The sequence below is a fragment of the Mycobacterium shunyiense genome (genome assembly GCF_058270035.1).
Window position 1 is genome coordinate 163562 of the sequence record NZ_JBZDPT010000002.1, and the last position, 18050, is coordinate 181611.

At 64.9% G+C, this 18050-nt stretch carries 19 protein-coding genes; 13 read left to right on the forward strand and 6 right to left on the reverse strand.

What is annotated here, in order from left to right; genetic code table 11:
• Positions 1-44: 44 nt before the first annotated feature.
• The gene (locus AC4ELS_RS02690; protein WP_448447440.1) at positions 45-872 is read right to left on the reverse strand and encodes a bifunctional allantoicase/(S)-ureidoglycine aminohydrolase; all 828 of its coding nucleotides are present in this window, start codon (positions 870-872) and stop codon (positions 45-47) included.
• Positions 869-2146 (reverse strand): DUF6986 family protein, encoded by a 1278-nt coding sequence (locus AC4ELS_RS02695; RefSeq protein ID WP_499045701.1) that lies wholly within the window; start codon positions 2144-2146, stop codon positions 869-871. Before AC4ELS_RS02695 ends, AC4ELS_RS02690 begins: the two co-directional genes overlap by 4 nt.
• 177 nt (positions 2147-2323) lie before the next feature.
• Here AC4ELS_RS02695 and AC4ELS_RS02700 point away from each other — a divergent pair, with 177 nt between their 5' ends.
• The 6 genes from AC4ELS_RS02700 to AC4ELS_RS02725 all read left to right on the forward strand — a co-directional run bounded on the left by AC4ELS_RS02700 (position 2324) and on the right by AC4ELS_RS02725 (position 6592).
• The gene (locus AC4ELS_RS02700; RefSeq protein WP_498883306.1) at positions 2324-3085 is read left to right on the forward strand and encodes an IclR family transcriptional regulator; all 762 of its coding nucleotides are present in this window, start codon (positions 2324-2326) and stop codon (positions 3083-3085) included.
• Between the two features lie 85 nt (positions 3086-3170).
• Positions 3171-3326 carry a hypothetical protein gene (locus tag AC4ELS_RS02705; protein WP_499045704.1) on the forward strand — a complete coding sequence of 52 codons (156 nt, stop codon included), beginning with the start codon at positions 3171-3173 and terminating at the stop codon, positions 3324-3326.
• 251 nt (positions 3327-3577) lie between these two features.
• Entirely contained in the window at positions 3578-4147 is a 570-nt protein-coding gene (locus tag AC4ELS_RS02710) for a helix-turn-helix domain-containing protein (protein ID WP_499045707.1), read from the forward strand.
• A 107-nt stretch (positions 4148-4254) separates the two neighbouring features.
• A complete protein-coding gene (locus AC4ELS_RS02715) occupies positions 4255-4797 on the forward strand; it encodes a VOC family protein (protein WP_499045710.1) in 543 nt (180 codons plus the stop codon).
• A gap of 23 nt (positions 4798-4820) precedes the next feature.
• Positions 4821-5303, forward strand: a complete 483-nt coding sequence (locus AC4ELS_RS02720; protein WP_499045713.1) for a nitroreductase/quinone reductase family protein — start codon at positions 4821-4823, stop codon at positions 5301-5303.
• A 131-nt stretch (positions 5304-5434) separates the two neighbouring features.
• Complete coding sequence (locus tag AC4ELS_RS02725; protein WP_499045715.1) at positions 5435-6592, forward strand: serine hydrolase domain-containing protein; 1158 nt, start codon at positions 5435-5437, stop codon at positions 6590-6592.
• Positions 6593-7202: 610 nt separating this feature from the next.
• Here AC4ELS_RS02725 and AC4ELS_RS02730 read toward each other — a convergent pair.
• A complete protein-coding gene (locus tag AC4ELS_RS02730; RefSeq protein ID WP_499045717.1) occupies positions 7203-7931 on the reverse strand; it encodes a Type 1 glutamine amidotransferase-like domain-containing protein in 729 nt (242 codons plus the stop codon).
• Between the two features lie 139 nt (positions 7932-8070).
• Here AC4ELS_RS02730 and AC4ELS_RS02735 point away from each other — a divergent pair, with 139 nt between their 5' ends.
• Positions 8071-8880, forward strand: a complete 810-nt coding sequence (locus AC4ELS_RS02735) for an LLM class F420-dependent oxidoreductase (RefSeq protein WP_499045719.1) — start codon at positions 8071-8073, stop codon at positions 8878-8880.
• A gap of 105 nt (positions 8881-8985) precedes the next feature.
• Here AC4ELS_RS02735 and AC4ELS_RS02740 read toward each other — a convergent pair whose 3' ends face one another.
• Complete coding sequence (locus AC4ELS_RS02740) at positions 8986-9558, reverse strand: TetR/AcrR family transcriptional regulator (RefSeq protein ID WP_499045722.1); 573 nt, start codon at positions 9556-9558, stop codon at positions 8986-8988.
• Between the two features lie 94 nt (positions 9559-9652).
• Between AC4ELS_RS02740 and AC4ELS_RS02745 the strand changes: the two genes are divergently transcribed.
• The 5 genes from AC4ELS_RS02745 to AC4ELS_RS02765 all read left to right on the forward strand — a co-directional run bounded on the left by AC4ELS_RS02745 (position 9653) and on the right by AC4ELS_RS02765 (position 15964).
• Positions 9653-10507 carry an alpha/beta hydrolase gene (locus AC4ELS_RS02745; RefSeq protein WP_499045724.1) on the forward strand — a complete coding sequence of 285 codons (855 nt, stop codon included), beginning with the start codon at positions 9653-9655 and terminating at the stop codon, positions 10505-10507.
• 47 nt (positions 10508-10554) lie between these two features.
• On the forward strand, positions 10555-10713 hold the full coding sequence (locus AC4ELS_RS02750) for a hypothetical protein (RefSeq protein WP_499045727.1): 159 nt from the start codon (positions 10555-10557) through the stop codon (positions 10711-10713).
• Between the two features lie 145 nt (positions 10714-10858).
• Positions 10859-12544: a GMC family oxidoreductase gene (locus AC4ELS_RS02755; RefSeq protein ID WP_499045729.1), complete on the forward strand. Its 1686-nt coding sequence runs from the start codon at positions 10859-10861 to the stop codon at positions 12542-12544.
• Between the two features lie 143 nt (positions 12545-12687).
• The gene (locus AC4ELS_RS02760) at positions 12688-15297 is read left to right on the forward strand and encodes an excinuclease ABC subunit UvrA (RefSeq protein ID WP_448448744.1); all 2610 of its coding nucleotides are present in this window, start codon (positions 12688-12690) and stop codon (positions 15295-15297) included.
• 100 nt (positions 15298-15397) lie between these two features.
• Positions 15398-15964 carry a dihydrofolate reductase family protein gene (locus AC4ELS_RS02765; protein ID WP_064881375.1) on the forward strand — a complete coding sequence of 189 codons (567 nt, stop codon included), beginning with the start codon at positions 15398-15400 and terminating at the stop codon, positions 15962-15964.
• A gap of 14 nt (positions 15965-15978) precedes the next feature.
• Here the strand turns inward: AC4ELS_RS02765 and AC4ELS_RS02770 are convergent, their stop codons facing one another.
• Together AC4ELS_RS02770 and AC4ELS_RS02775 are read right to left on the reverse strand one after the other, a co-directional pair.
• The gene (locus AC4ELS_RS02770; protein WP_448448743.1) at positions 15979-16527 is read right to left on the reverse strand and encodes a nuclear transport factor 2 family protein; all 549 of its coding nucleotides are present in this window, start codon (positions 16525-16527) and stop codon (positions 15979-15981) included.
• Positions 16528-16592: 65 nt separating this feature from the next.
• Entirely contained in the window at positions 16593-17201 is a 609-nt protein-coding gene (locus AC4ELS_RS02775) for an LGFP repeat-containing protein (RefSeq protein WP_448448742.1), read from the reverse strand.
• 271 nt (positions 17202-17472) lie between these two features.
• Here AC4ELS_RS02775 and AC4ELS_RS02780 point away from each other — a divergent pair.
• A partial coding sequence (locus AC4ELS_RS02780) for an MspA family porin (protein WP_499045732.1) occupies positions 17473-18050 on the forward strand: 578 nt, incomplete at its 3' end.

The following is an 18050-nucleotide window of genomic DNA, read 5'->3' on the forward strand; positions in this document are numbered from 1 at the left end:
CGACGAGGCCGGGCACCTGATCAGGGGCCCGGCCTCGTCGTATGTCAGAGCATGATCTGGCGGTTGACGTCCTTGTACAACAGGTAACGGAAGTTGGACGGCCCGCCCGCGTAGCAGGCCTGCGGGCAGAAGGCGCGCAGCGAGAGGAAGTCGCCTTCCTGCACTTCGACCCAGTCTCCGTTGAGGTGATAGACGGCCTTGCCCTCGAGCATCAGCAGGCCGTGTTCCATCACGTGGGTCTCGGCGAACGGAATGGTCGCGCCGGGCTCGAACGTGACGACGTTGACGTGCATGTCGTACGCGAGGTCCTGCGGGTCGAGCATGCGTGTCGTGCGCCATTTGCCGTCAGTTCCGGGCATGGCCGACGGCTCGATGTCCTGCTCGTTGCCGAACTTGACCGACGGCGTGTGGCCCTCGATGGCCTCGTAGCGCTTGCGGATCCACACGAACGTCGCGTCGGCGTCGCCGTTGTTATGGGCCGACCAGGCGGTGCCCGCCGGAAGGTAGGCGAAGCCGCCCTCGGTGAGGGTCTGCGACTGATCTGCCGCGTCGACGGTGAGCGCACCGGACGTGACGAACAGGAAGCCCTGCACCTCGGGTTGCGGCTCGGGTCGCTGCGCCCCGCCACCTGGCTTGACCTCGACGATCGCCTGGTAATACGTGGTCGCACCACCGGCGACCGGCCGGTTGATGATCCACGCGCGCGTATCGGTCCACTCCGGGAACACCGACGTGACGATGTCGGAGAGGACGCCGCGCGGGATCACCGTGTAGGCCTCGGTGACGATGGCGCGGTCGGTCAGCAGATCGGTCTGCGGGGGCAGTCCGCCGCGGGGCGTGTAGTACGACGCTTCGGTCCTCGGGGGGGTCACTGATTGCTCCTGGTGGTGTGGCCGAGCGCGATGTCGCGCACGGTGGACATGGAGAGATCGGTGGCTGTCTCGATCTCATCGACGGTGAGGGCGCCGCACACGCTGCCCCGGTGGATGACGTTGGCGAGCGCGCGGGCGGTGGCCGGCTCGTCCATGACGGTCGAGTCGAGCCGGTGGACATAGTTGCGTAGGCGTGTCGCGGCCGGCGCGAAGGCGCCACGGTAGAACGCATAGGTCGCCAGGAATCGGGTGACGAGTTGGGCGGGGTGCATATCCCAGCCCTGGTAGATGCCACGTTCCAGGTGGCGCCGGACCAGGCGCGCGTGCAGCTTCCACGCCTTGGCGACATTGCCGGGCTCGCCGACCGGGAGGATGTTGGTCGAGCCATCGGACATGTGCACGCCCGTGCCGGCGACGGCGAGTTGCATGACGTTCTTGGCGTGGTCCGCCGCGGGATGCTCCATCGACTGGTAGGCGGCGGCGATACCGAGGGACGCCGAGTAGTCGTAGGTCCCGTAGTGCAGTGAGCTGACGCGGCCCTGGCCGGCGTGGATGAATTGGGCTACGGGTGCGCGGCCATCGGCGCCGAGGATCGCCTGCGGCGTTTCGACCTGCACTTCGAAGCGGATGCGGCCGGAGGTGAGTCCGTTCGCCCCTTCGAGTGCGCTCGCGACCATGACCATCGCCTCGACCTGGCCGACGGACGTCACCTTGGGCAGGGTGAGGATGAGACCCTCCGGGAGGCCACCGGATTCGACGAGCCCGCTGACGAACATGTCGAGTGTGCGCAGCCCGCGCGCCCGGGTGCCGGCTTCGAAGCATTTGAAGCGGGTGCCGACGAACGGCGTCGAGGTGCCGGCGTCGAGCGCGACGCGCAGTGCGGCAATCGCGTGTGCGACATCGGCGTCCTCGGTCGCGTCGTCGAAGGTGCCGTAGCCGTCCTCGAAGTCGATGCGGAGGTCTTCGATCGGCTCGGTGGCCAGCTTGTTTTGGACGAGGCCTGCGAGAGTCTCGGGTTCACAGTCGGTTCCGCTGCCGGCGCCGACGAGTGCGGCCACGGCGTCGAGCCCGCCCGCGTCCTTCGCAGCCGCGAGGGCGATCGATCCCCAGTCGGCGGGCATCGTCGCCGAGTACCGGTTGCCCGGGATGTAGACGGTGTGGACCGGCTGCCGACGGCCGTCGTCGCCGGGGTATCGGTTCACCAGTTCTGCGTCAGCGGCCGAGAGGCGGCGATCGACGTCGGCCAGCACCGCATCGTCGAGGCGTCGTGTCACAGATGTGCCTCCCTTGTCTGAAAGTTCCCGTATGGACACAATTCCACATTGTGGAGTTTAACGCGAGTGCAATCGGCGCCTGATATGCGTTTCCTGATCGAAACACTTATTCCATATTGCGGAAATAATCTTGCGCGTGTTGGATGGAACGACAGTTGTCGGCCGGGAGTGGAATGTATGGCGGGGAAGACAGGCGGCGTGCAGTCGGTGGAGCGCGCGTTCGAGCTGATGGAGTTGATCGGGCGTGCCGGAGGAGAGTGCTCGCTGACAGAGTTGTCGGCGGAGTCTCCGTTGCCGCCGCCGACCATTCACCGTTTCCTGCGCACCCTGGTCGGAATCGGCTACGTGCGCCAACTGCCCAATCGCCGCTACGCCCTGGGGCCGCGATTGATTCGGCTCGGCGAAGTTGCGAACCGCCAATTGGGCGCGGTCGCCGCTCCGGTACTGCAGTCGTTGGTCGACGAACTGTCCGAGACCGCGAGTCTCGCAGTGCTGGACGGTGACATGGTGATCTACACCGGACAGGTTCTGCCTTCGACGCTGGTGCGCACGAACAGTGAAGTCGGCCAGCGCGTCGGTCTGCACACGTCCGGTGTGGGCAAGGCTGTTCTGGGCGAGTTGGACGACGCGCGCATTCTGAAACTGGTGACACAGTCCGGACTTCCCGCACCGACCGAGAACAGTGCATCCACCCTCTCCGCGGTATTCGCGAACGTAGAGCGCGTGCGCATCGACGGGTACGCGATCGACAACGAGGAACTCGAGATCGGGATTCGCTCCGTCGCGATGGCAGTGCCCGGCGCCCCGACTCCGATGGCAATCGGCATCTCCGGGCCCTCGGCTCATGTCAGTGAGGAACTCATCGCCCGAGCCGTGCCCGCGCTGAAGAAGGCCACCGGCGTGATCTCGGAAGCCCTGATCGGGGCCAAAGAGCAGTAAACGTCGGCCTACCGCTACTCACGCAAGGGTGTCGACGCCTAGCCCAGACGGTCGCGGAACATGCCACCGCGGCGAGCTGCGGGCCATGCTGATCGACGCACTGCCTACCGGCGCGATCCGCTGGGGACACAAGGCGGTCCGGGCGGTGGCCACCACCAGCGGCGAGCCCGAAGTCGTCTTCGACCTGCCCGGTGCGCTCCTCGATATCGAGCAGGCCGCCCTGCTCACGTGTCGTTGGTGACGCCTCGGCTTCGTACACCGCTGCCGGCACGCCGTGAGGGTTCAGCGTGCAGGCGATCCGTACGAGCAGTTCTGTGCAAGTAGCAAACCGGACCTCATCCGGGCACCAATAGTGGCCGGGGGTTGCCGGGCAGTATGTTTCCTCGGGTGTGGGAGGAACGGGTGGGCCGATCACCGTGGGTACGCACAGTCTGGCGCGCGAACGTGGAGAGTCCCGAACGCTATTCGGTAATCGGATCAGAGTATTGGGGTTTGTCGTTCATCCGTCGCCGGGACGGAGAGTTGGCCGCGGAGCTGGATGGTCCGAGCCTGCGCAATCGGGTCGTCGACGGGCATTTGGGTGAGCGGTACTGGGGCGTCGAACTCGCCGCCTATGTCGCAATCCCAGGCGTGCCCAAGCGAGCGATACTCGGCGAGACGGTGACCTTGCCCGTATCGGGCGGCCACGTCCTCCTCGGGGATCACCGATGGCCGGTGCCAACCTGGCCCGATCTTGAAGACTGGGTCGATCACCTGGCTGAGAACCGCGGGCTACTGGTCGACGAGGAGGTCCGCAAGGCACTGAACGGGGATCGGACCGGCGCCTCGGAACGGACTTGGCAACGCCGCTACCGTCGCACGGTCGGGCTGACCGCTCAACAGATCGATCAACTTCACCGCGCGCAGCACGGCTACTTCCTGTTGCAGACGGGGCACTCGCCTGCGGAAGCGGCGGCCGCGGCCGGATTCGCCGATCAGCCGCATCTGACGCGCTCACTGCGGTTGATCCGCGGTCAGACCCCGGCCGCGATCATTGCCGCCCAAAGGCGTAGGCAGCACTGACGCGCCTGCAGACGACACCGCGACGGTGTCGGCATCGGGAGTTGTCGTTCTGGTTCAAGAACTGGCCTGCGGTTTCGCGATCAACTAGTGGTGACGAAAGGAAACCCATGACTGCTGCCCCCGCTGCACCGGCCGGATTCTCGACGATCAACCCGTTCATCATCACGCGTGACGCCGAGGGGCTGATCCGTTTTTTGACCGATGTGTTCGACGCCGTCGAGCATCCCGACGCCCGCACCGTCGACGACGACGGGCTCCTCCTGCATGCCGAGCTTCAGATCGGTGGCAGCACTGTGATGTTCGCCGAACGGAAGCCCGGCTGGCCATTCACCCCGGCACTGCTGCAAGTTTATGTCGACAATGTCGAGGTCGTGCTGGAGCGTGCGGCCGCTGGCAGTGCCGAGATCATCACCTCCCCAACCGAGTTCTTCGGTGAAGTCTTCTCCCGTTTCCTCGACCCCTGGCACAACCTGTGGTGGGTCTACCAACGCGGGACCGCCCTGGACAACAACCGGGGCGAGAGCTCCACCGGCACCGACTGGTCCGGAAACACTGACGATTCGGCGGCGTGGGAACCGACTCCCGAACTCACCTATATCCACGACACACTGCTTCAGGCGCTCCCCAAAGTCCTTGACCCCCATAACTGATCGACCAGAAGTAGGTTCCAATCATGGCGGACCAAGACATCAGCTACGACGACGCCGACGCCCCTTGGAATCAGGAAGCCGGCCAAGATCCATCGAACTGGAACGACGACGTGATTGCCGAGTTCCGGGCGAACGCGGGCCAGGTCGGCGGTCACTACACCGGGTCCCCGCTGATCCTGTTGACTACGACCGGTGCCCGCAGCGGTGCGCTCCGAGTAGTGCCTCTGGCGCCCAACTATCGCGGCGACACGCTCTACCTCAGTTCGTTCCGAGAAGATCGGGATCCGGACTGGTTCCACAACATCAGAACGAACCCGACCGTCACTGTCGAGATCGGGACCGAGACGCGTGAGGGAACGGCGACGGCACTGGCGGGTGCCGAGTACGACGAGTTCGCCGAGTGGGTGCGGCGAAACAACCAGCTGTTGGCCGAGTTCCAGGCGACAATCGACCGGCCGGTGCCACTGGTGACGATCCGCTTCGCGCCCACTCGATCCATGGGATGAGAGGCAGCTCTCCCCCGCCACATCTGGAGCGAGGCACTGCTGCGTGGCGAAAGGAATACGGCCGAGTCGAACAAAGCGGGATGTCGAGGAACCGCACTCGCCGAATACTAGAACGTGTTCTAATTCGGTGCATGTCCAGTTCAGCGGCGGGGCACGCGGACCCTGCGTTTGCGGAAGTAAAAGCCGTCTTTGAAGCAGGTTTGGCCAACGGCGACGACCTCGGCGCCGCGGTGGCGGTATTCGTCGACGGTCGTGCGGTGGTGGATCTATGGGGAGGCATCGCCGACAGACGGACCGGACGTCCGTGGACGCGCGACACCGCGTGTCCAACCTTTTCCTGCACCAAGGGTGTGACCGCGACGGCCGCCCTCATGGTCGTCCAGCAATGCGGCCACGGCGCCGACGACCCGGTGAGCGCCTGGTGGCCGGAATTCGCACAACACGACAAGCACGAGACCACGCTGAGCGACCTGATGACCCACCGAGCCGGGTTGCCCGTCTTGGAGCGCCCGGTTTCGGTGGCCCAGGCCGCGGACCCCGCGGCGATGGCCGACCTGTTGGCGGGCCAATCTCCGCTCTGGCAGCCCGGGACCGAACATGGTTATCACGCTTTGTCTTTCGGCTGGCTGGTCGGCGAATTCGTGCGCCGCCACAGCGATATGACTGTCGGCGAGTTCACCCGGCGCCACTTGGGCGATCGGCTGTTCATCGGCACTTCTGGTTCGGCGGTGGGCGACGTTGCCCGGATCAGTTCGCCGCCGCCGGAGCAGCGAGTCTGGAGCGTCGAGAACGCGCCGCCTATACCGGAAGACATCGTCGCCGAGATGGTGACCGCGATGTCCGATCCAGAATCGCTGTTCCTCCGGGCATCAACGAATCCCGTTGCATCCTACAACGATCCAGAAGTATTGGCGGCCGGCTGGCCCGCGGCTGGGCTCGTCACCACCGCTCGCGACCTGGCCACATTCTATGGTGACCTGATCAGCGGAACCCTGGTCGCCCCAGGCCCTCTGCGGGAAGCGACGACAGAACGCGTGCGCGGCAACGACCGGGTGCTGTGTTTGGAAAGCGCATTCGGGCTCGGCTACATGCTGCCGTCGCAGAACTTCGTGGTGCCCGAACCGGCACAACGGACGGCTTTCGGCCACCCGGGCGCCGGCGGCTCGGTGGGACTCGCCGATCTCGAACGCAAGGTCGCTTTCGCGTTCACGCCCAATCTGCGCCGCGACTGGTTGGCCGGCGATCGCCGTGCCTATCGGCTCATCGCCGCGGTGTACGACGCGCTGTGACACCGCGACGCAACTGACACACGCGGTGCTCCCCCACGGCGAACCTCAGGGCATTCCTTGAAGGGCTCCCGGCTTTCCTGAAGTGTTGAGAGTATGAATCGCAACGTGCTCATCCGCACCTTTGCCGCTCTACGGTTCACTACCGGCATCGCCGCATGGTTGGCTCCGAACACCACGGGTCGACTCATCGGACTCAGTGCCGGCCGCGACCAGCCACTCACGACTCAACTCTTCGGCTCGCGGGAGCTGACGTTGGCAGTCGCGATCACCGAAACCGCTTCCCCACGATTGCAGACTCGGGCGCTACAGCTAGGACTACTCACCGACCTCCTGGACGTCATCGCTGCCGCACGTGGGATCCGAGCCCGAACCCTCTCGCCTACCGGCGCAATCGTCGCCGGCGGCGGCGCCGCACTTTTCGCAGGCCTGGGAGTCGCGGCCCTCACTAGTCGAGAGCAAACGGCCGTCCATCCTGCGTAGCATTCATTGCGCGCAGGTCATACACATACGACCGGTCGCCCTTGGGGCTCACCCACACACCTTCCGGCGGCAGGTCACCACGCCCCGCATAGTCGAACGGTCGCGATGAAACGACTGATCGGGTTCAGCGCTACAACCGTCGGACATCGAGCGCGGTCTCGGCTACCGCGGCGGCGTCGCGCCGTTCGACGAAATACGCTCCCGCGGTGTGATTTTCGGCGACGGCTTCGACGAACTGAGTGCCGCGGTAGACAACGCCGGCACCGTCATCGGTGGCGAACGCTGATGGAAGAACCGCGGTGCCCACCAACTCATGTAGTAGCGGCCGGCGCTGATCCTCGGAGTCGTAGTGCACGCCGTTGGCGTAGGGCAGGAACCCCAGCCCGTTGGTAATAGGTCGTAGTTGCGGGCCGAACGAATCGGTGGTGCCGCCGGCGTGCCAGCAGATGGAACCGGCCGAGATGCCGGTCAGCACCACCCCGGCCTGCCACGCTGTACGTAGGGCTTCATCGACTCCGTGCAGTCGCCACATCGCCAGCAGTCCCGCGACACTGCCGCCGAACACCCACACCACATCCTGCTCCAACAGATGCGCGGTGACATCGTCGACGGTCGGCATCGGGAACAACGCCACATGCGACGGGACGAAGCCACGAACCTGCGCCGCCTCGGTGAGGTAGTGCAGGACCGCCTTGTCGTCACCCATCGCCGTCGCCAACATGCAGACGCGCGGAGGTCGTCCGGTGACACCGGAAAGCTCCACCGCGTAATCGGTCAAGGCGGTGAACTCGAGACGCGTGCGCCGCCCCGGTCCTATTCCGCCGCTGGTCGCCAGAATGGTGGGTGCATCCGCAGGCATGGCTGGGACGGTAGGCGCACCGCCCGTTGGGGGCAATCCGGTTTTCGGCCGGCGACGAGGTCTTGCACCGCAAGGAATAAACCCGCACCTCGGTCAACTTGGCTGAAAAGTCGGCCCTCTCCCAGACCCAGGAGCTTCCATGACCCGTCCCGTTCGCGTCGCCGTGCAGATCCAGCCCGGCGGTGCCCCCGACTACCGCACTTGGCGCGACGCCGTCCTGGCCGCCGACGACCTCGGCGTTGACGTGATCTTCGGTTACGACCACTTCCATCGTCCGGCGATGAAGGCTCTCGTCGACGGCAAGCCCGTCCTGTTCGACGAGCAACCCGACGTCGCCAATTTCGAGGGCTGGACCGCGCTCGCATCGTGGGGTGAGATCACCTCGCATGCCGAGATCGGGCTCCTCGTGACCGGCGTCGGGTACCGCAACCCGGACCTGCTCGCCGACATGGCGCGCACCGTCGACCACATCAGTGGCGGCCGGCTCATCCTCGGCCTCGGCGCCGGATGGTACGAAAAGGACTACACCACCTATGGTTACGACTTCGGCACCTTCGGCTCCCGCTTCGATCTGTTCGACGAGAGCCTGATCCGCATCGAGAACCGGCTCACCGCACTGATCCCGCCGCCGCTGCGCAAGGTGCCCATCCTCATAGGCGGCACGGGCCCCAAGCGCTCGCTGCCCGCCGTCGCCAGGCATGCCGACACCTGGCACGCGTTCCAGGACCTCGACGCGTTCCGCAAGTCCAGCGACCGCGTCGACGAGTTGGCAGCGACATTCGGCCGCAACGGCGCCGATATCGAACGCTCGACCCTGTGGCAGGACGCCGACAGCGCCGACGCCTTCCGCGAAGCCGGCGTCACGCTGTTCCAGACCGAGCTCACCTCCGACAACGGATACGACCTCGCATCTCTGAAGCAGGTGGTCGCCTGGAGGGACAACGGGTGACGACAGTCGGCGTGTGTCTTTGACGGGTGTGGCGCGATGACGTGCGCATCGAGCTTGCCGCGGCGATCCGCGCTGTGGCCGAGACTGGGCGGCGTGGCGCTGCGCTCAGTCACGGGCTCGGCTCATGCGCAGGATCAAGGCAACCGTGTCCTCCGAGTGCAGTGCCGGAGTGAGAACTTTGTGCAATAGCAGGCCACGAATAGTGGCGGTAGCGACGGTGGCCATGTCCAGCGCTTCCTCGGTGTCATGCCCCTCGCGTTCCGCGAGTGAGGCCAGCGTCGCGGTCAGGTCGTCGAGCGAGTCGATGAACTCACGAAACTCTTCTGGGCTGTAGGCGGCGAGCCCCACGACGTGAAAGAAGCCGCGGATGCGTGACAGCTGCTCGGGGCGCGTGTAGGTCCGCCAGATCGCCACGACGAGGTCGTCAAACGTGCCCTGCTGAGCGGTCTTGAAAAGCGCCTCGTTGTCACGAGATCGCTGCACCGTAAGCATGGCCGCCAAAACTCCCGAGAGTGACCCGAAGTGGTACCGCAGCAGTGCGTGGCTGGTCCCAGCTCGAGTGGCGACCTCCCGCAGCGACACCTCCGGCGAGGGAAGGTCCCCCTCGAAGGCGTCGAGCAGCCGAGCCAGGAGCCGGTCGCGTGCGCCGCCGTTGAGTTCCGTGCTTGACAGGGCCACTCCCGCAGTTTATCCATTGGATAAGAGTTATCCAATGGATAATATTTCTGAGGGCGCCGTCCTGCGAGGCCCGCTGAGTTGTGAAGGACCCTTGATGAGCTCCATGTGGCACGGCTGTCTCGCCGACACCGACTATTTCGAGATGCGCTCCAGCGGTGGGCATGACTACGGCGTGTGGGTGACCACGCCGCCCGGCTACAACCGCGTTACGGCACGACTGCCTGTTGTGTACGTGCTCGACGGGAACTGGGCTGTGGGCCTGACGGCTCCGCTGATCGTCACCCAGATGGACCCGATGCAGCGGATCCAGCCCTACATCCAAGTCAGCGTCGGCTACGCGGGCGATCAAGCACAAGACTGGGATCGGCTGCGCAACCGAGACTTCGTGCCACCGGGCGAGCCCATCGCCAAGGAACTCATCAATGCCGTCGAGATGGGGTTGGAGACCGGCGCGAGGACCCGAGAGGAATCCGACGCCTACCTGGCCGAATTACGCGACACTCATGCCGACGTGTTCCTGAGCTTCATTACTTCCGAACTACACCCGCGGATCGAACACGACTACGCCACAGCAGCGAGCGGTCACGGTCTTTTCGGCTACTCCTACGGCGGACTTTTCAGTCTCTACACCTGGCTCACCGGCAGCACCCTCTTCGAGAGCATCGCAGCGGGCAGCCCCGGCATCATCTCTGAAGACAGTCAGATCTTCGCCCAGCTCGACGAGTTGGGCGACAGCCGGCGTGGCACCAAACTTCACGTAACCCTCAACGACAGAGAGCTTCTCGGAGACCTGGCCGTATATCAAAGCCTCGCGAAGAACACAGCCGTCGTCCTCCATCGCCTCAAGTCTCGCAACGAAGCGGTCACCAGCGAGATCCTGCGCGAAACGCACGTGACTGGCGTGCAGGCCTCGTTCCTCAGTTACCTCAGGACCTGTCGGCCTCTGTGAGTGCGATATCGGCCCATACACGGTCGGCCAAGGCGGACAATGGCCGTATGTCCACTGCGCTCTGGATCCTGGTCGCGGTCCTTGCCGTCGGCATCATCGCCGGCGGCTTGCTGCGGATACGGGCTTGGTTGCAGCGGCCGGCCCCGCCCGAGATCATCGAAGCCGCGCGCGGTCGCAATGAGCAGGACGATCGCTCCCCCGATTGACATATCTGGATCAGCACGGTTGCTCGCCGAGAACTCATGACGAATCAACTTTGTTCTCAGCTGGTTTCAGCATGGGAACCTGTGGGCGCCCGATGGTCAGCCACACTAGGACACGCACCCGACGTCATGGAGGAACGATTCCGGAATGAGCCCCGTCGCCGAATTCGATTTCATCATCGTGGGAGCAGGCAGTGCGGGTTGCCTGCTCGCCAATCGGCTGAGCGCGAACCCCGATCACCGTGTGCTCTTGATCGAGGCCGGCGGCAAAGACAACTGGTTCTGGATCAAGGTGCCGGTGGGCTATCTGTACACCATCGCCAATCCCCGCACCGACTGGTGCTTCACGACCGAGGCCGATCCAGGCCTGGCCGGCCGCAGCATTCACTATGCGCGGGGCCGCGTGATCGGTGGTTGCTCGTCGATCAACGCAATGATTCACATGCGCGGACAGTCAAGCGATTACGATCTGTGGGCGCAGGCCACTGGTGACGACCGATGGCGCTGGGGCGGCCCGGACACCCCTGGCGAGACACTGGCGATCTACAAGAAGTTGGAAGACTACTTCGGCGGGGCCGACGAGTGGCACGGCACCGGTGGAGAGATCCGTGTCGAGCGGCCGCGCGTGCGCTGGAAGATCTTGGATGCCTGGCAGGCCGCCGCCGCCCAGACCGGCATCGCCCCCATCGCGGAATTCAACCGGGGCGACAATTCGGGCAGCGCCTATTTTCACGTCAACCAACGACGAGGCAGGCGCTGGTCGATGGCGGATGCGTTCCTGCATCCCGTCGCCCACCGGCCCAATCTCACCGTCTACACCGAGACCCAGGCCCTGGGACTCCTGATGGACAACCAGGTTCCCGACGATCAGCGGCACGGCGCCTGGACCACGGCCCAGCATCGCGTCACCGGCCTGCGACTACTCAAGGACGGCCAGACTCTCGACGTCCAAGCCCGCCGAGAGGTGATCCTGAGCGCCGGGGCGATCGGCTCGCCACATCTCATGCAGGCCTCGGGTCTGGGCCCGGCAGGGCTGCTCACCCAGCATCACGTGCCGGTGGTCGTCGATCTGCCAGGAGTGGGCGAAAATCTCCAGGACCACCTGCAGCTGCGCACGGTCTACCGCGTGCGAGGCGCCCGGACCGTCAACACGCTGTACCGGAACTGGGTCACCCGTGGCGGCATGGGACTTCAGTACCTGACGCTGCGATCAGGGCCGATGACCATGCCGCCCTCCACGCTGGGGGCTTTCGCAAAAAGCGACCCAGTGCTGGCCAGTCCCGATCTGGAGTGGCATGTGCAGCCGTTGTCGCTGCCCAAGTTCGGCGAACCACTACACCGCTATGCAGCGATCACCCCCTCGGTCTGCAACCTGCGCCCCAGCTCCCGTGGCCATGTGCGCATGGCCAGTGCCGATCCGCTGGCCAATCCAAAGATCACCTGTAACTACCTGTCGACTGACGATGATCGTCACATTGCCGTAAAGGGTCTTCGGATGACCCGGCAGATCATGGCAGCGCCGGCGCTGGCCCCCTACGGCCCGGAAGAGTTGCTACCCGGCCCACAACTGGTGAGCGACGAAGACCTGCAGCAGGCCGCGGGTGAACTCGGCACAACAATCTTCCACCCGGTGGGCACCTGCGCGATGGGAGCCTTTGACACACACGGTGTTCCGCGGTCACCTGCCACGGTGCTCGACACCGACTGCCGGGTGTATCGCGTCGCAGGGCTTCGAGTGGTGGATGCATCGGCGATGCCCACCATCACGTCCGGCAACACCAACGCGCCGGTCATGCTGATCGCCGAGCGCGCTGCGCGGGCGATCCTGGGATAACGGGAGTCAAGGCAAAACAGTAACTCTCCTGGCATATCCCAACCGAGAAAGACCAGAGTTCCCAGTAGCGCGCCCTTGGATGTCGGTAGCGTCGGTGTAAGCAGTCGACTTGGAGGTGACTAGAGCAGGAAGGACGTGGGCAAATGGGTTCTCTCGACAGAGTTCGCGTCCGTGGTGCGCGCGAGCACAATCTGCGAGACGTCGATGTGGAGGTCCCGCGCGATGCCCTCGTTGCCTTCACCGGCGTGTCGGGCTCGGGTAAGTCTTCGCTGACCTTCGGAACACTGTTCGCCGAGTCCCAGCGGCGGTACCTGGAATCCGTTGCGCCCTATGCGCGTCGCCTGATCGACCAGGTGGGCGTTCCGGATGTCGACTCGATCGAAGGAATGCCGCCGGCCGTCGCCCTGCGTCAGCAGCGAGGTGCAACAAGCACACGGTCGTCGGTCGGTAGCGTAACGACACTGTCCAGCCTGATCCGCATGCTGTACTCGCGTGCGGGTAACTACCCGGCGAAGCAGCCGATGCTCTACGCAGAAGACTTCTCCCCCAACACACCTCAGGGCGCCTGCCCCACCTGTCATGGCATGGGCCGGGTATACGAGGTGACCGAAGCACTGATGGTCCCGGACCCGACGCTGACGATCCGTGACCGCGCAATCGCCTCGTGGCCACCCGCCTGGTACGGGCAGAACCTGCGGGACATCCTGGTCTCGCTCGGTTACGACGTCGACATCCCCTGGGAAAAGCTGCCGCGCAAAGACCGTGAGTGGATCCTGTTCACCGAAGATCGACCAACGGTACCGGTGTACGCCGGGCTTACCCCGGCGCAAACCCGCCGTGCCATCAAGGACGACTGGGAACCCAGCTACCAGGGCACCTTCATCGGTGCTCGCCGGTACGTGCTGGATACTTTCGCCACCACCAAGAGCGCCGGCGTCAAGAAGCGCGTCTCGCAGTTCGTCGGAAGTGGACCATGCCCAGCGTGCCACGGAAAGCGGTTGAAACCCGAGGCGCTCTCGGTGACATTCGAGGGTCTCGACATCGCCGCGCTGTCACGGCTCACGTTGGACCAACTCGCTGTGCTCTGCAGCACTGTGCTCGGCCCCGACTGGGCGCCCGAGGTGTCCAGTGAGGTACTCGACAAGAAGACACGAAGGTCGGCGGTCAAGGCCCGCGTGGAGGCTGGAGGGTCCGCTCATACCGCGGCGCCAGATGTTCGGCAAACACCCAACATGTCGGCCGAGAAGCGTGCCGCCGCACAGCGATTGGTGGCGGATCTGCAGGAGCGGCTGCAACCGCTGATCGATTTGGGGCTGGGATATCTATCTCTCGCACGCAGCACGCCAACTCTCTCGGGAGGAGAGCTGCAGCGTGTCCGGCTGGCGACACAGCTGTCGTCTCAGCTGTTCGGAGTCGTGTACGTGCTGGATGAACCATCGGCCGGTCTGCACCCTCGCGACCGCGACGCGTTGCGCGACATCTTGCAGGGACTCAAACGCAGCGGCAACAGCGTTTTCGTGGTCGAGCACTCACTCGATATCATCGCCGCCGCAGACTGGCTGGTCGACATCGGGCCGGGTGCAGGCGTGGACGGCGGTCAGATCCTCTATAGCGGGCCGCCGGCCGGTCTGGCCAAAGTCACTGAATCTGTCACGCGCCGTTACTTGTTCGGTAAGGGCGCACAGTCCAGTTCGCGCACCCCACGGCATCGGAGCGACTGGCTTGAGCTCGCCGACGTGCGGCGCAACAACCTGCACGATATTTCTGTGTCGGTCCCGTTGCGATGCCTCACCGCAGTTACCGGAGTATCCGGATCGGGCAAGTCAAGCCTCGTCGCACACGCGCTCGCCGAAATCGTCGGCGATCACCTTGGCCGCCCCGTCCGCTTCGACGACTTGGGTGACGACGACCTGCTCGCCGAGGCCGCGCCTCCCGCCTCGGGCGAGGTGGTCGGCGACCCCCGCGGCATACGCAGAGTCGTGTGCATCGACCAGAAACCGATCGGCCGCACGCCGCGATCCAATGTCGCCACCTACACAGGAGTGTTCGACCACATCCGGCGAAGGTTCGCCGAGACTCCGGAGGCACAGGCTCGGGGCTACAAGCCTGGGCGATTCTCCTTCAACGTCGCAGGCGGACGCTGCCCAACCTGCGAAGGCGAAGGGTGGGTGATGGTCGAACTGCTTTTCCTCCCAAGTGTTTACAGCCCATGCCCGGACTGCCATGGAACCCGATACAACGCAGAGACTCTCGAAATCAGATGGCACGGTCACAACATCGCCGAGGTGCTCGAGCTCAGCGTTTCGTCAGCAAGGGGATTCTTCGACGGCGAGGCGGACATACTTCGAGCTATTGAGGCACTATGCGACGTCGGGCTCGGCTATCTACGACTCGGACATCCAGCCACCGAACTGTCAGGGGGCGAGGCGCAACGCGTCAAGCTCGCCGGTGAACTGCAGCGTGCGCACCGTGGCGACACCCTCTATCTTCTCGACGAGCCCACTGCGGGGCTCCACCCCGCCGACACCGACCGGCTGCTCGCACACCTGCACCGGCTCGTCGACGCGGGCAACACTGTGGTTGCCGCCGAACTGGATATGCGGGTAGTCGCACAGGCTGACTACGTCATCGACCTGGGTCCCGGCGCCGGCGCGGCCGGCGGCAGGATCGTCGCTGCGGGGACGCCTGCGGAGATTGCGGAATGCTCGGACAGCGCAACTGCGCCCTACCTGGCCGCTGCGCGCTGTCGCTGAACCGCCGTGAGCCTGCGTTCGTTCACCGTCCACCGAAGACTTGAGCACGATCTCGTGATTCGCCGCGATGAGTTCCGTTCTCCGGTGCAGTCTGATCTGTATGGGCAGACTCATCTATGGCTTCACCGTGTCGGTGGACGGGTACATCGCCGACGCACAAGGCAGCATCGACTGGTCCGAGCCGAGCGAAGAACTGCACCAGTATTGGAACGACTTCGAGCGGGAGACCGCGTGCGCGTTCTACGGACGGCGGCTCTACGAACTGATGTCCGCATACTGGCCGACTGCCGACAAAGCCCCGGACGCAACCCCTCTGATCGTTGACTTCGCCCACGTCTGGCGCGACATGCCCAAGGTCGTGTTCTCGAGCACGCTGGAGGCCGTCGACTGGAACTCCCGACTGGAACGCGGTGACCCGGTCGAGGTGGTGAAAAAGTTGAAAGCCGAGACCGAAGGCCAGATGGAGGTGGCCGGCGCGACACTGGCCGCCCCGATCGTGCAGGCCGGACTGGTGGACGAGTACCGACTCGTGATCGCGCCCACCGCCGTGGGCGGCGGTACACCGTTCTTCCCGACACTGCCGTCATGGATCTCGCTGCGACTGTTGGAGAACCGCACCTTCCCAGGCGGCACGGTCCTGCTGCGCTATGAGGCGCAACACGACTGATCTGGGTCGTCGCGTTACTCCGCGTTCTGCCCGAGTAGCGAGAAGAACGTGTACGACGGGTCATCGGGCCCCGGACTACCGAATGGAGTGGCGCGCGTCATCGGATGACTCACGTCGACGGTCGACGGGTTGTGCACATGCGCCCAGTCGGTCACGATCTGCCGGGCGGTGAATCTCCATGCACCATCGCGCTTTTCATACTTGTCCAGGTACCGCCCACCGATGATGAGCTCGGTTTCGCCGTCGCCCGAGACAAACGTGTGGGTGGCGATGCTGTAGATCTCCCCCTCCGCGCGGTCGCCGCTCACCGCGAAGTTCGTCGTGGTGATGTGATGTTGCATCGACCGGAGATACGGACGGGTGTCAACGAGCGTGCGCAGGAAATCGTCGACGGACCCCGATGAGAAAGCGCCGTGGTCGTCGTCCGCGTCCTGGTGATACAGGCTCCGGAGCGTGACGATGTCCCCGCGATCGACCGCCCGGCAGTACCCGTGCACCAGCTTGCGCAGTGCGAATTCGTCGAGCATCTCCTGCACGAGCGGATCCTGTGTGGCGGCCGACATCCTGCCAACCTAGACGACCGACCCGGTCTGTCACCTCGACAGCTCTCGACGCGAATGTCGGCCGGCTACAGCCCGGACGGGACAACCTTGTCGTTGACCGTCACCTTGACGTCGCCGGTCTTCGCGTCGAACTCGACCTTGCCGTGCTCGAACGTCGACACCAGCAGATCGCCGTCGGCCTTCTCGTCACTGGTAGGGACACCCAGCGGGCCTGCCGAGCCGTTGTCGCCGGTGACCGCCGGCACGCCGGCCGGGTCGCGCGGGACATTCCAGGCTTCCCGGATCTTGCCCGAGGTGATGTACGCAGGCGTGCCCGCCTCGTCATTCTTGGCGACGATCACCCCGCCCTGGAACTGCTGGAACACCACGCCACTGTCCCGGGTGCCCGCGTTACGGTCACCCGTCAGCGGCTTGCCGAGGAGTTCCTTTTGCTTGTCGGTGGCCGACGAGTATTTGGCAGCGATCGGACCGGTCAGCGTCACCTCGACGTCTCTCTCGCCGATGAGCTTCACCGGCGCGGTCTGCGCCGGGTTTTGAACCGTGGAGGTGGAGATCAATCCGACCTGAGGCGACATCGATGCGTCGACGCTCTTGTCGTTGCTGCAGCCCGCGGTGATCAGCGCGACTGCAGCCAGACCGGCAAGTGCCGTTTGGCGGTATGCGCTCGTCCTCATGGGTTTCCTCTCGCGTGTACCTGCGGTGTGGGTCAAGTGACAACTGAACCCTCGTCCGGCCGGGACTATAACCCAACCACTTGAGTGGCGCAGGCGATCGCTGTCTGACACCGCCGTTCGACGGCGTAGCGGCACAGCCCCTAGATAACTTCTGCGCGAATAGAACTCACTGAGCTTCGCCGCGCTGCTAATACCGTGACCGGGCACTCCTACCGAATCCGATATCGCATCTCGACCCCGGATTTCAACCACGAGAGGCGCGTTGACACGCATGTTGAATCGTTTCGCCACGCTGGCCGCTGTCTGCGTCTTGGCCCCGGTTGCCTTGACGCCCCTCGCGTCGGCCGACCCGCCGCCACCACCGCCGGATCCCGCCGCACCCGTCGATGCCGGACCCCCGCCGGACAACGGGCTGGTCGCCTCCGCCGAGCCGCGCGTGGTCACCACCCCCGACGGCTGGAAACTCACAGTGTCGGCCAAAGACGAGAGCCAGCTGCCGGTCGCACCGCTGACCACCGCGGCATCGTCGCGCGAGTACATGGCGGGAGCCACCTTCACCGGCACCGTCACCGGCGGCGGATCCACCTCGCTGACCGGCGGCACGCTGGACACGGGCTACCAGATCGGCTGCGGAATCGAGCTGGGCCAGGTCCGGTTGGTCGGGTCGATCGGTCTGAGCACGTCGGGCTCGACGCTGGCCGGCGTCATCCCGACCGGGGTGAGCATGCCGATGTCGGGCACCGTGGAGATCCACCCCAAGCCCGGCACCGTCACCAACGTCTCGGTGAACAAGAAGTCGTTCAAGGCCGCGCCGGTGCGCGTCACGTTGAAGGACGTTCACATCAAGGT

Bases quoted from the DNA above. Each gene is read 5' to 3' on its own strand.
- AC4ELS_RS02700 (WP_498883306.1), top strand. From the start codon at position 2,324: ATGGCGGGGAAGACAGGCGGCGTGCAGTCGGTGGAGCGCGCGTTCGAG.
- AC4ELS_RS02705 (WP_499045704.1), top strand. From the start codon at position 3,171: ATGCTGATCGACGCACTGCCTACCGGCGCGATCCGCTGGGGACACAAG.
- AC4ELS_RS02715 (WP_499045710.1), top strand. From the start codon at position 4,255: ATGACTGCTGCCCCCGCTGCACCGGCCGGATTCTCGACGATCAACCCG.
- AC4ELS_RS02720 (WP_499045713.1), top strand. From the start codon at position 4,821: ATGGCGGACCAAGACATCAGCTACGACGACGCCGACGCCCCTTGGAAT.
- AC4ELS_RS02725 (WP_499045715.1), top strand. From the start codon at position 5,435: ATGTCCAGTTCAGCGGCGGGGCACGCGGACCCTGCGTTTGCGGAAGTA.
- AC4ELS_RS02730 (WP_499045717.1), bottom strand. From the start codon at position 7,931: ATGCCTGCGGATGCACCCACCATTCTGGCGACCAGCGGCGGAATAGGA.
- AC4ELS_RS02735 (WP_499045719.1), top strand. From the start codon at position 8,071: ATGACCCGTCCCGTTCGCGTCGCCGTGCAGATCCAGCCCGGCGGTGCC.
- AC4ELS_RS02745 (WP_499045724.1), top strand. From the start codon at position 9,653: ATGAGCTCCATGTGGCACGGCTGTCTCGCCGACACCGACTATTTCGAG.
- AC4ELS_RS02750 (WP_499045727.1), top strand. From the start codon at position 10,555: ATGTCCACTGCGCTCTGGATCCTGGTCGCGGTCCTTGCCGTCGGCATC.
- AC4ELS_RS02755 (WP_499045729.1), top strand. From the start codon at position 10,859: ATGAGCCCCGTCGCCGAATTCGATTTCATCATCGTGGGAGCAGGCAGT.
- AC4ELS_RS02760 (WP_448448744.1), top strand. From the start codon at position 12,688: ATGGGTTCTCTCGACAGAGTTCGCGTCCGTGGTGCGCGCGAGCACAAT.
- AC4ELS_RS02765 (WP_064881375.1), top strand. From the start codon at position 15,398: ATGGGCAGACTCATCTATGGCTTCACCGTGTCGGTGGACGGGTACATC.
- AC4ELS_RS02770 (WP_448448743.1), bottom strand. From the start codon at position 16,527: ATGTCGGCCGCCACACAGGATCCGCTCGTGCAGGAGATGCTCGACGAA.
- AC4ELS_RS02775 (WP_448448742.1), bottom strand. From the start codon at position 17,201: ATGAGGACGAGCGCATACCGCCAAACGGCACTTGCCGGTCTGGCTGCA.